This window comes from Methylomonas koyamae, assembly GCF_006483455.1.
GTDB lineage: Bacteria > Pseudomonadota > Gammaproteobacteria > Methylococcales > Methylomonadaceae > Methylomonas > Methylomonas koyamae_B.
This window is the reverse complement of sequence record NZ_PPPU01000041.1, coordinates 46,150-58,924: the sequence shown is the minus strand read 5'-3', so window position 1 is coordinate 58,924 and position 12,775 is coordinate 46,150. Positions and strand designations below refer to the sequence as shown.

The 12,775-nt window shown below is 48.8% G+C and carries 7 protein-coding genes; all 7 read right to left on the bottom strand.

The genetic code is table 11. The features are described from left to right. Window positions 1-123: 123 nt before the first annotated feature. Complete coding sequence (locus tag C2U68_RS18230) at window positions 124-2,817, bottom strand: DEAD/DEAH box helicase (RefSeq protein ID WP_140913896.1); 2,694 nt, start codon at window positions 2,815-2,817, stop codon at window positions 124-126. Between the two features lie 155 nt (window positions 2,818-2,972). Then, window positions 2,973-4,496 carry a site-specific DNA-methyltransferase gene (locus C2U68_RS18225; RefSeq protein ID WP_140913895.1) on the bottom strand — a complete coding sequence of 508 codons (1,524 nt, stop codon included), beginning with the start codon at window positions 4,494-4,496 and terminating at the stop codon, window positions 2,973-2,975. A 24-nt stretch (window positions 4,497-4,520) separates the two neighbouring features. After that, window positions 4,521-4,892, bottom strand: coding sequence for a type II toxin-antitoxin system VapC family toxin (locus C2U68_RS18220; RefSeq protein ID WP_140913894.1), 372 nt, complete (start codon window positions 4,890-4,892; stop codon window positions 4,521-4,523). Next, complete coding sequence (locus tag C2U68_RS18215; protein WP_140913893.1) at window positions 4,889-5,227, bottom strand: CopG family ribbon-helix-helix protein; 339 nt, start codon at window positions 5,225-5,227, stop codon at window positions 4,889-4,891. Before C2U68_RS18215 ends, C2U68_RS18220 begins: the two co-directional genes overlap by 4 nt. Window positions 5,228-5,260: 33 nt before the next feature. Beyond that, the gene (locus tag C2U68_RS18210) at window positions 5,261-5,659 is read right to left on the bottom strand and encodes a hypothetical protein (protein ID WP_140913892.1); all 399 of its coding nucleotides are present in this window, start codon (window positions 5,657-5,659) and stop codon (window positions 5,261-5,263) included. A 24-nt stretch (window positions 5,660-5,683) separates the two neighbouring features. Continuing rightward, on the bottom strand, window positions 5,684-9,553 hold the full coding sequence (locus tag C2U68_RS18205; protein WP_140913891.1) for a helicase-related protein: 3,870 nt from the start codon (window positions 9,551-9,553) through the stop codon (window positions 5,684-5,686). Between the two features lie 5 nt (window positions 9,554-9,558). Beyond that, window positions 9,559-12,744 carry a hypothetical protein gene (locus C2U68_RS18200; protein WP_140913890.1) on the bottom strand — a complete coding sequence of 1,062 codons (3,186 nt, stop codon included), beginning with the start codon at window positions 12,742-12,744 and terminating at the stop codon, window positions 9,559-9,561. Window positions 12,745-12,775 lie beyond the last annotated feature (31 nt).

Genomic DNA, 12,775 nt, shown 5'->3' with positions numbered 1-12,775 from the left:
GATTTAACTGCATTGGTTGTTCAACCAATGCAGTTAAATCTGAATACTGCCATGAATAAATTTCCAACAATTTAGCCGATTCATTCTGCCTATATCTATGATCGTTTTCCTATGGCAAATCGGTTAGTTCTGTGTAATTAAATCCTGAACTTGCTGCCTAACATCTCTTCCATGGCCGTCCTGCTCAACCGCCATGATAAACAAGCAACGCCCTTGGCTGGATTTCGCCCACAGTTCTCCTACCGCACGTTTTTCGGCTGAATCGTCGTTGCTGGCATAGGCTTCGCCCTTGTACTCGACGACAAGCATCCGGCCGTCTTTCAATTCGCAGATAAAGTCCGGGTAAAAACGATTGTGAGCCAACGGCAGCCAAAACGAGGCATGGTCCCGGCGAACCAAGTTACGAATCCAATATTTCACTTCCGGCAGGCTATCAATCGCCTTGGCGCATTCGTACTCTTCACCTTGGGCTTTCAAATCCTCTATAATCGGGAAAAAGTGCTTCTGGAATTTGTAGCGGCCGGCGTAATACGGCGGTCGTGCCGGGTAGTGTTCCGGCGAGAAACGGTAAACGAATTCCTCAGTCAACACCACTTGTGCCTCATTGCCAAACAGGGTTTGCTGGTAACCGGCTTTTTGCGCACGTTTGCGGTAGAGTCCGATCAAATCCCTGACCGCCCGTAACAAGGGGTATTTATTGCGAACCAGCGCCGTCAGATTGATGTTCGGTTGCTGCAATAGATCGTTGATCAGTAAGGCGCTGAATTTGATCAGATCGCGCTGCATCACATCGGCTTGCTTACATTCTCGATCCAGCCAGCCGATCAAGTCTTGTTCGGTCACATCCAACAAATCTTCATTGAGGTTAATCACCTCGCTTTGTTGGGCAATGTGATAGCTAATTTCCTTACCATCCAGATCGATGGAAAAACTGTTGCTGGTTTCCTGTATCCGGAAGTTATTCAATTTGGCCGGGTAATCCAGCAAGTTCAACTGACCGTTTTCCAGAATAGTTTCCGGCTCAATCAGTTCCAATTCGTCTTGGATGTAAGCACACAGCAGCGGCAACTGTCCAAAGCTTTCGCCACGCTCCGAGGGCGATTTTTGCGCCTGGATGCTTTGATTGTGAATGCGTAAATCGCGGGCGATGGCTTCTTGAGCAGGCTTCTTACCGGCGGCTTTAATCAGAGTTTGCTGTAGTGCTTCCGATGCTTCACCATTAACCCGAACGATAACTTTTTGGTTATCTTTATCCTCGGTAATCGCCAATTTACGTTTATCGTCATCATCCAGATGATCCAGTTCTGGCATGGTGGGTAATTCAATCACCAAAGAAGCCAATGCTGGTTTGGAAACTTCGCCACCACCGCCGAAAATATCGGTTTGCCCGTCGCCAACCGGCGTTTGCTGCCGCAAAAACGCGGCGACCTCCATTTCCTCAAAGCCCATCGCAATCAACTTGTCAGTCAATTCCTTAGCAGCGTTGGCAAAGCCCTTGGTAGCCAAATGCGCATAGGCCCGGTTTAAATCTTCAATCACCCGTCGCCGGGCAAACGGCATCCGCAATACTCGTCCCAGCAATTGTTCGGCATCCTTGCTGGAACTGACTTGCTTGACCGAACAAAACACATAGGCAAACGAGCAATCCCAGCCCTCTTTCAAAGCTTCGATAGTGATGATGTATTCAATCGGGCAAGCGGAATCGAACAAATTCAGGCCATCCAGCTCGCGTTGGTTACCGGTGGCAATGGCGATGGTGTCGGCTTCGATGTGTAAATCATCGGTCAGATAGGCTTTCAACACCTCAACGGTCACTTCGCCGTTTTTGGCTTCGGCTTGCAGCAAGGCAATCGGGCGGATATACGACTCGTCTTGCTGGGCATCCTGAGCCAGTTTGTTCCGTGTGATGACGGTATCCCGCACCGCATCTTGCCAGTTTTGATGTTCGGTCAGAATGATCGGCAGCTTGATCATCTCTTCGGCTTTCAATTCCGCCGCCGAGACGTGGTAAAGAATGTTGCTGCCGTTGGTCGGGCTTGTGTTTGGCGTCGCTGTAAATTCAATAATCGCGGCCGGATGCACCCGCTGCAAGGTGTCGAAGGTCAATGAGGTTCTGGCGTTATGTGCCTCGTCCACGATCAACAGTGGTCGATGCAGGGCCAGCAGGTTGGCAAACGAGTATTTAATCTTGCCGAGCTCATGAGCACTTAAACCCACCTCCTGAATGTCGGCTTCGCTGACCTTTTCCAGCCGCTCCAGATACGAATGATGGGGTGGTAACTTGGCGAAATGCGGCTCGAAGTTTTCGTGATAGGCATAGACCTTGCGCCCCGAAGTATCGTTAACGCGCAAGTTGGCCAAGGTCGAAACCACCACAATGGCTTTCTGCCCGATGTCTTGCGGCCGGATTTGCGTGACCTCGTCAATGTCCAACACCAGCACTTGATGGTTAAAGGCAAAATCCAGTTTTTCCCGATAGGGATGGCCCGGCGTTTTCAGCGCGTCAACGGTTTGTTGGCGAATGGTGTTACTGGGAACCAGCCACAAGGTAATCGGAAAATCCGCATCCAGATAGCTTTTAGCCGCCGTAACGATGGCATGGGATGCCAGCAGGGTTTTTCCGCCGCCGGTGGGGATGCGGAAACACACATAAGGCACATCGGCAAAGCCATAATCCCGATAAGCCAACGTTGGTAACCCTTGCACTTGCAACGCTTCGGCGTAAGCGTCCGTGACATTTTGCCGGTCGCGGGCCTTGGACAGAAAGTCGTCCAGAGTGTCGATCGCGCGTTGTTGGTAGCCTTTTAGAATCAGCATATGAATTTGCTTACCGCATTAGTTAAATCAATCTGGCGTAGAAGGAATAAAAATAGCCATACCCGTTTATAATTTTTTTGTGGCGATAGAAGACTGGGCGCTTACACGCCAGACCCAATCAAAACCACAGGCTCGTCCTTGTAAGGGAACGAGCTTCACAACGCCTTCACGTCGTAAGGAATTTGTTTAAAGGTGATGTTGTGCTCGGCTAGGCGTGAGGGTCCCAAGCGGCAGCTTTCGCCGTAGATTGTGACCGGGCCGGCATGGTCTTCAAGGCCGGGCAATTCGGCCAGTACGCGCGAGGTTAGCACATTGCCGCCTTGCGGGCGGCGGTCGCCGAGGATGCCGTTGTACAGCAGATAGTAGGCGGTGCCGTCGTCAACGCCCAGCAACGGCGAATTAGCGGTTTTAGCCAGCGGTGTTTTGGTTTCCGCGTACCAGATGTGCGCGGCCAGCGCGGCGAATTTGATGTCGTGATTGAGCTTGCCGTAGGCGTCGAACACCGGTTGGCCCAGCTTGAAGAAGCGAAAGCCGCCGCCGCCCTGCCAATCGACCGCTTTGGAAATGCCGCCTTGTTCGCCATCGACGACTTTTTGCAAACGGGTCTGGCAGTGCGTTTGGGCATGGTCGCCCATTTCGATGCCGATGTAGCGGCGGTTCATTTTGTGGGCCACGGCGGCGGTTGTGCCGGAGCCGAGGAAGCTGTCGAGGATGAGGTCGGCGGGGTTGGTGGCAACATGCAAAATACGTTGTAACAGTTGCTCAGGTTTTGGGGTTCCAAATACGTCCTCACCAAACAAAGATACTATTTCTTTTTTTGCATCTTGCGTATGCCCGACTTCCTCGTAAGACCACCATGTTTGAGGGACAAGCCCTTGTTTGACCTCAGATAAAAATCGTTTTATTGCTGGAACATTCGAACCATCCTTTCCCCACCAAATTCGACCATCAGTATCGAGCTCCTTTAATTTGTCCTGCGATACTCGCCAGTACATGGCATTTGGTGGACCGGGTATTTCGCGACCACTCGGTGTTTTAATTGGGTACGTCCCAAGGCTGTAAAAATTACGAGCCGAAAGATCTCCTGGTTTCCAAGGACCGCGAGGGTCGTTATCTGGGTTTTTATATGCCTTATCTTGTTTTTCAGTTCTTGGCATTAAATTCGGTATCCAACGTTCACCATTTTTAGCGTAAACAATGATGTAATCGTGATCCTCTGAAAAATGTTTAGCGGTTGATTTAGGTGAGTAATTTTTTCGCCAAATTACCGATGTTACAAAATTCCCCCGCCCAAACACCTCATCCATTATCACCTTCAAATAATGGGCTTCGTTGTCGTCGATGGATACCCAGATGCTACCGTCTTCTGAGAGCAATTCGCGCAGCAATTCCAGACGCGGGTACATCATGCTCAACCAAATCGAGTGTTCCAGATTGTCGTCGTAATGGCTGAAGGCCGAACGGGTGTTGTACGGCGGGTCGATATAAATGCATTTGACCTGGCCGGCGTAGAACGGAATCAGTGCTTTCAAGGCTTCCAGGTTGTCGCCTTGAATCAGCATATTGCGGTTAACGGCATCGCCATACGACAAATCCGGCACTTCTTCCAACAAGCGGTAAGCACATTGGCTAACGGTTTTGACGGCTTGGTTTTTGTTGAGCCAGTGCAGAATGGGCACGGTAGGTTCCTTTCGTAGAGTCCGTTAGAGGTACAAATTCAAGTCCGGAATGAATTTGAAATCCTTGGTATTCAGGGTGTACAGCGTCACATCATGGCTAAGCGCGGTCGCTGCAATCAAAATATCGGGGACCGAGGCTTTATGGCTGAGCGAATAGCGCCGCATCAAGTCGATAAACAAGCTGGAAGTGGCCGGATTCAAGCCATAGCAATGGCAAAGCCCTAAATGGCGTTCGATTTTGGCCAGTTCTTGTTTGTCTCTAGCGCCGTAAAACAGTTCGGCCTTGGTGATGACACTGACCGCGATATTAGCCGGTCCTATGGTTCTGAGAGTTTGGATGATCTCCGGATTGCCTTTGTAAAATTCAATCAGGATATTGGTGTCACACAAAATCATCCGCGCCGATCCGGCCAGGCTTTTGCACGAATGGACGTTTGGTCAATGTCTCTATCTTCCCAAATGCCGGCACAGTTAAAGAAATCATCGCCGGTTGCAGGTTGTGCAATGGCTTCCATTTCCTTTATCACTTCGTCATGCTCGATGACTTCGCCACGGTCAGCGGCGGCTATGCCTTGGCTGATTTTTTCCATTTGCCGTGCATGGGTTTTTAGATATTCGCGCAAAGCTTGGTTGACCAAATAATTGCGCGAGCGATCTAACGCCCCTGCCATGCTATCAAGTTGATGCACGATGTCTGATTCGGTTCTAACGGTAAAAGCTTCTGTGGCCATGTGTGTTACTTCAGCAAGGTGGTTCACGTGTAATCATAAAGTAGATTGAACATCTGGAATAGCGTTTAAATTGAGAGTGACTGATATTTGATCAAGGGATTGCTGAAGATTGTTGATGTTTTCGGGGGTTAGCAACCATCTGACATACTTGGCGGCAAGTGGCTGAACGACGATACCGCATGCTTCATCGACCGATATATCGGTGCCATAGTTACGTTTTAAGTCAAAATTCTCCTTGGGCGTGAAGATTTCCACGATGACAGGCAAGTCTTGATTTTCTATGGTTTTGATATTCCTCATTGACTCAATTGAACCCCAGAAAGTGATTTTCTTACCGTCATGAGTTAGCGCATGCTGCCATACGACATCTTTGTTTTTTGCAATACCGCTATCCGATAACTCAGTGATGACAACAAAAAGCCCTGGTTTCATAATGAACACCGTTCGTTAAATAAGTTATTCGTGCAAATCCGCCAACAAGATCGTATTGAGTAAATTGAGCTCATTCGATGCCGCCAAGTATCGATCATCGAATATCAAATCCAATCGGGCTGGGTCTTGTTCACCAATGACCGCCGCATAGGGAATGTCAGCGTAGCGTGGAATGACCGGAAGAATTTCAGCGGAGGAAGAGGGGATGCATGCGGCTAACGAATCTCGCCAAGTCACTTCATCTGTTCCTAAAGATGGCAATCGACCATTGGCATCTTTTTTCCAAAACCTCGCATAATCCAAAGGCACGACTAACCAAGAGAAAGGTGATTTCAAAGCCTTAACGGTTGAAAACTCCCGTGTCGCGCCTTGTTTTTCTCGCGCCAAAATCCGGTAAAGTTCCTCGGCGGGTTTCCGCAATTTGAACGGCAACGATTCATCGGCAAAGATGTGTTTCAATGCGCCAAACAAATTGGATATGTAATGGTCGACATCGGTCGACCAGCCTTCCACGCTGAGCCGTTCCTGTTTGTCTACTTTGTCCCATCGCTCCAACCAGAATGGGCCAATGCAATAAATATGGTCGGGCAATAGGCAGTCTCGATCATCGTTTGGCGAGACTAACAGAGGGGCGTTATCGGCACTGGCTCGCCGGGAAAAGGTCTGAATATCTTCCAACCGTGCAACACTTTTAAAATCTTTGAATTGAGCGGTTCCCTCCAGGGAAAATTTCGAAAACAGACGATGGATATTTTGCTGGGCGCTTACGATGAGTCCACGCTTTTGTTGATTGGTGGCTTGATCTCGCAGAATCACATCGGCTTCCTGCAGAAACTCCCTAATATGTGTGCTCATCAAAGACAACATTTCTGCGCTGCCAATGCCACCCACCGGCACCAAGGCCAGATTTTGTTTGTCCAGTCCCGCATCGCCAACAATACGGGTGTATATCGTTGACCTCAACATGACCAAGTAGGTCAATAAATCACTGACTTGACGCAGCCATTGGCGTGGCTCCGGTTTGTCTTCCTGGGGCATAAAATCCTGGAGCAACATCACTAGTCTACGATTCTTCCAGTCGCCGTCATCTCTGAGCACCCCTTCATCAGTCGTATAATTCTTGCCACGACCACGATAAATCAATTGAGCAACTTCCATTAGCGCCGCTTCAATACCGAACCGAGGTATCAAAGCGATGATCCAGTCGGTTTTCGGAAAAGAAACACCACGGGCTCCGCTCGATGTCATCAAGAAGACTTTCACGGTATCCCGTCGGTTATCCTCTATCAGATCCTTGCGTTTGGTGGGCGTAACGCTGGAATCCAAAATAGCCACTTGCGAATCGTCCACCAAAGCTTCGTCGTCATCAGGATGGGTTAATGCGGTTTGGACCGCTCGCAAAAAGGCTTTGTCTTGTGCAAAAAAGATGATTTGGTCGCCTCCTGCATTGAGTGCTCGCCTGATTTCCTGGACGACATTGGCAATAATCGCTTCCCCTTGTTGCTCGGCGATGGCTTGGCGAACGGTTTGCGTTTTGCCGTCGGCAAACTCGCCGGGTTTAATCAAGTCTAGTCTCACTCGATAGTCAACAGTCAATTTGGCGGCTGGATAGCTATTGGTCATGATATGGAGAACGGGTATCCGTTTACTTCCAATTAGAACCGGTGTCGCCGCCAGGCGAAAGGGACGTTTTCCAGCGCTTTGGGATACCAACACTTTATCCGGCGTGCGTGAACCACTATTCAGGTAGCGGTCGAGGACGATTTCGTTACCTAATGAGGCATCGGATACGATCAAAATAACCTTGAATAGGGGAGAGTCGGCGAAGGGCTGAACGAATTGACTATCCAGCCATTTGAAGACAGCATGAATAAACGGCGCTCCGGCGCCGTCACCGGTCAATTCATCGACCATTACTACAATAGTTGGAATCCGTTGCGCAAACAGACTTCGTTGTTGTTTGCCAGTGCGGGTATTCACCCGGTCTTTAAAGAGATTTTCCAACGCCGACAAGGTGCTTTTATCGCCGCCTAGTTCTCGGTATCCTTGAATCGCGGCCGTCAGTACAACTTGGTTGACATGAGGATTTTTGTCTAACAGCTCACGAGTCGCATGAGATAGCACTTTCAATACGCCAGGCCGTTTGACATCGTCCATTTCATCGACACGTTCAGTCAATGATCGCTTACGATGACTAGCACCGATATGCGTCAATTCCAGTGCCTCTTTCTGTTCGGGAGAAAGAAACAACGTACTGCGGTCAGGGCGGTTTAGGTCTTCAACACCATCAACAACAACGGCGCTATCTACCCGGCGTTGCGCGTCTTCGCCCTGGTTTTCATGCCAAGCTTTGGCAGCACCGATCAATTTCGAGTTGGTGGTGACCGTCAGAATGCCGGTAGGTTTTTGGGTGTTTTTATCCCTAGCCAGATTTCCAGTGACATCATCATTGATAATCACGCGCGGGCTGACATACAAAAACAAAAAACCAGCGTCGGATTCTTTCAGGTAACTGACGACCGCTGTGGTCTTGCCGATACCTGGATTACCTTCTAGGCCTAAAACCGTTATGCGTCCCAATACCGATGCCCGCATGCCCGCGACAACGGCGGCGGCATGTAAATTCCGCAAAGGCACGGATTGGTTTTCTGCCCCTCTTTCAGCTAAGGCGTTTGAAATTGCTAATTTAGGATCGGTTTTTAGAAAATCGGCGATGGCGGTGTCGGAATCGACCAACGACAAGGCATCATGCCATGATAGGGTTGCCATAGGATTCAAAAATCCTTCAACCTCTTCGGTGAAGTCAAAAGCCAAGTTTTTTCCTAAATGCTGTACTTCGCGCAATTCAATAAACTGCTTACTGATCGCCTGAGGCATGGCTTTGCGGATCGTATTGAACGCGTAACGAATATAATCGTTCAAGGCCTCTTCATCACATTCCGGCAACTTTTCAGTGTTACGGTAGGCCCGCCCCAATTCCTCAAGCAAGCATGTGCGCGGATCGAGGATTGGTTTGGTAAAAAACCGGGCACACAGACTTTCAAATCCATTTTGCGTGATCGAAAACGCCCTCGCGTTGCAAGGCTTGTCATCGAAGCCCTTGCTCGCCAGCCATCGCATTGAGGTGTGAACGTAGGAAGCGGCTTGGCAAAGTTTATATAAAGGCTTATCACGGCTGGTAAAGGCCGGTAAGTAATGCTTGATAGCCGGTGATAGCGCAAATTTTTCGTTGGATACTTCGGCGCAAACGCGGGAAAAGACGCTACGCGTATCCATGAACCAGGCAAAGCGGCGAAGTTCGTCCAAGTGAGCCGTAGGCTCCCGATAATCAGCGGTTTCCGGTAAACCGTTCAACGAGAATTCCAAACATAAAAACTCTCTATCGATTAATTCATCACTTCCATCGAGCCAGAGTAAAAAGTCCGCTCTAGCCGGAAACCCCTTATTTGCAAGGCTTGACTCGATCCGCCGCTCTTGTGCAAAAGCAGAAGCAAAGTCCTGCAATGTAGCTTCTGTTTCTGTGTCAAAATGATCTTCTTGCGCCAATCGAGGTAACTGTAAAGGACACCAAATAGCTTTGACGCGGTAATCTTCAGGATCGTACTTTAATCGGCTCAGATATTCGCGCATGGCAGTTTGACCCAGCCCCATGCCCAGCTCAAAGAGGTGCCGAGCGGTTTCCCGAGTCCTGTTTCGCAGATTAGGGTCCACTTCTTGAAGAGCAGTCGCTAAAGCTTCGTACACATCGGCAGCATCGTTTTCCTTCCAAGCTTTCAAATCAAGCTTATCCAGATCGGCTATCGGGCTAGCCAACAAGGCGGTCAGAACACCGCGTTTTACCGCAATTTCGAACGCTTGTCCCCAAAGCGAATAGCGCTGATTAGGCTCAAGCACGATAATTACCGGCTATGAATGCATTCTGTTACATGGGAGAGCAAAGCCGGTAGTGATAACAACACATTACCTTTGCGCCGGCTAGAGAGAACTTCGATTTCGCCGGCCGCTTCGTTGGTTGAGGGTTTCACCCAACCGAAAGGGTCCAATACAGGTTTAAAAACGCCACCGTCCGGTTGTTTTTCCGCTTCCAGAAAATGCAAACCCCGGAGCATGTTTAATAAGCTTGGGCGTATCCCTAACGTTGAATTCATCAGGTTGGAACGCACACGTTCACGCCATTCGCTGCTTTTAACTTGGTAATCTTCATCCCAAAAATAGGTGCAGAATCCCGATTGTGGCCGCGCGGCATCATCGCCACCGACGATGGCTAAGGTCGCAAAGGTATAAATAGGGGTGAGCTTTTTTTGCACGGCATTTTCTGGAATCAAACCAAATTCGTCATGATCGGAAATTTGTACTGCTTCAAATGCGGATTCGGCTTTGGTTCGGGTATGCAAACGCATGGCGGGGAATACGTCTCTGCGCAACATATAAAGACTGACATGTGGAAATTTGGTCGCCACTTCATCTAAAAAAACGGTCTGGGTATGCGGAGAATGGCGTTGCGCGGTCCGGTTCAGCCTGCGATTACCGAAGTGATTCGAGATCAAAATAATGTGTTCGTAACCCAAACCTTGTAGCCGTGACACTTCTTCGACGATGGGCTTAGGACTTTTGAATTCCTTTTGGTTTTCCACGACATGGTTTTGCATGCGGTCAAAAGCCATTCGGTAACCGGTTTTCGGTTGATTAATCCATTCGGCTAGATAGGTCTTTGCTTGAAATATGAATCCATCGGTGTCATGAACACCGGGATGGTAATCGCATGGCCTGGTCGTATAAACGATCGTGGCAACTTTATTGATGGTGGAAGGTTGATCTGTCTCTAGGATAACAGGGAACGCGGCTGACAAAGCATAGGCCGCGCCGCTGACTTTATAATAAGCAGGGTCTTTTCTGTCGTTGGTTTTACTTTTATCGACGACTAAACCTTGCATGCGTACCGGTATATCACGCATCAAAGCCGATTCGACGGCTTGTGAGATTGCGTAAACCCAATGATCGCCTTCGTCCTTGGCGGCATTTTTGCCTTGCTCTTGAAAACGTACCATAAAAGCGGGAAACGGCTTTTCTGTCAGGGCAACCAACTTTTCGCTGATGACTTGCAGCACCGTGTAAATCAATACGGTCATGGCCGTGGCGGCAGCTGCGCGGTATTGGCGTTGATCTTCTTCCGATAAATTTGATCTGTTACGAAATTTCAAACGCTCGGGGTCATACCAGATATCGATGCCTGAGGACATGCTCCATGCTTTATCAATGGATACTCTGGGTACCGGTTTGATAGGGGGCTGCTTTTCATCAACCCGAATCGGTCTCCAAACGATATTCAGCAATTGCTCCGGCAATTCCCGACGGATTTGAATTTTAAGACTGTCGCTATCGCTTACCGTAAGCGTTCGTTCCTGCAAGGTCGTTCGAACGCGAATGGAAAACAAGGGGGAAATAACATCATTCGGATTACGTGCAATTTTAATATGGTTGAGCCATTCTATGTTTTCGAATTGGCCTGAACCCGGCTTGATGAGTGGGTCGCGCACTCGGCCTTTGGAGCGGTCTATCGATGACCAGTCCACGACACCTTGTTGCACCACCAGATACAAATCATCTACTGATCGCTGAGCGTGCGAAACGACATTGCGAGACTGGGTACTTAAAATACTGACCAAGGTTTGACTGAGTTCTTTAACAGCATCACTCCAAGAATTTAACTCGTCCAACAACACGGATATTGCATTTTTGCCTTGATCCTTCAAACGAGCCGCTAGCCGTGCTGCCTCGGCGAGTAAATCAGCATCTTGAATGGCAGGATTTAACACTAACCATAAAAACACCACTTCACTAATGTGTCTTCGCAATAGAAATTGCGGTAATTCGTTGTCCGTCTCATTCAGCAAAATATCTTGAATCCGGTTAAGTCGGGCATTAAAAGCCGGTTCCATTCCATTAAGAGGATCTTTGCCATTAACCCGAAAGCGATAACTGACTTCGCGAACCACTGAAACGCCTTTAGATTCGGGGTCAACGCCTCGCGACTCGAATAACTGAGTATTCCATTCCGCCCATACCGGAAGGCAGTTGTAGAACATAGCTTTGGCAAGTTCCTGTGAGATCGAGAACTCTGCACCAAAACCAAATTCGCGCGTTAAATCAAAATGTAATGAATGATCAGACTCGGGGGCACCGTAATATTGAAAAAGTAGATTAACGCGGCGAATATAATTAATGAAGCGTCGATCTGATTCCTTTTCGGATGTTGATTTTTGCGCAGCCAAGCTATCCATAATGGCGAAACTCACACGCAAACGCACGCGTGATAGGGCTTCGTCTTCAAGAAAATTCAAGAATCGAGTGACTTGGCTGTCCTCTTTATCAAAGTCGTTACGTAAGGTTTCGACTAACCTTCTGCGCTGAACGTCATTAAATTCATCATCCCTATGAGATTGCGCATTTGAAATACTATCCGTCATTCTTTCCAGCCAATCTTCCGCTTGAATCGCTTCTTGAGCGGATAAAACGCGGGCAATATCTTTTTCACGTACAGCTTTTTGGCGAGTGGCTTGGGCAAACTCCATAGCAACCACCTGGGCCGGAAATTCGTTGAGAAAGCTTTTGCAGTGGGCTAAATCCGACAACGCTTCTAGGGCGGAAGAGGGCGCATCGACCCACAAACTCTCCACTGAACAATTTAGGCTGTTCATTTCATTTTCGATGAGTTGTTTCAGCTTGCTCAGGCCTTGCGAGAGACCGGCAATATTGTCGTCAAATAGCCGCCCGCCTAATTTAGACGAACAGCCTTTTGGTGGACTGATGAGATCACGCAGAAATCCCGTGTTGGTTGTCTGACGGAATTGCGCTTGCAATTCATTTTGGACAACCAATCGCCGCAGTATGCCGTAAGTATTGATACCCAGTCTGCGTTTCTCGGGATCGAATGTTAAAACGGGCCATTTAATAACGGGCTTGGTGGATGCCAAATCCGGCGGATAGGCTTTCACCAGAAATTGGATTAAAGAAGCAAGATCGGTTGATGGAATTTGTCCGCGCGCGAGAACGGACGCTCCACCTTGTTGAGCGTTTTGAGACATTGGCATTTCTCCATCATAGATTGACCCGACA

Bases quoted from the DNA above. Each gene is read 5' to 3' on its own strand.
- C2U68_RS18230 (WP_140913896.1), bottom strand. From the start codon at position 2,817: ATGCTGATTCTAAAAGGCTACCAACAACGCGCGATCGACACTCTGGAC.
- C2U68_RS18220 (WP_140913894.1), bottom strand. From the start codon at position 4,892: ATGATTTTGTGTGACACCAATATCCTGATTGAATTTTACAAAGGCAAT.
- C2U68_RS18215 (WP_140913893.1), bottom strand. From the start codon at position 5,227: ATGGCCACAGAAGCTTTTACCGTTAGAACCGAATCAGACATCGTGCAT.
- C2U68_RS18210 (WP_140913892.1), bottom strand. From the start codon at position 5,659: ATGAAACCAGGGCTTTTTGTTGTCATCACTGAGTTATCGGATAGCGGT.
- C2U68_RS18200 (WP_140913890.1), bottom strand. From the start codon at position 12,744: ATGTCTCAAAACGCTCAACAAGGTGGAGCGTCCGTTCTCGCGCGCGGA.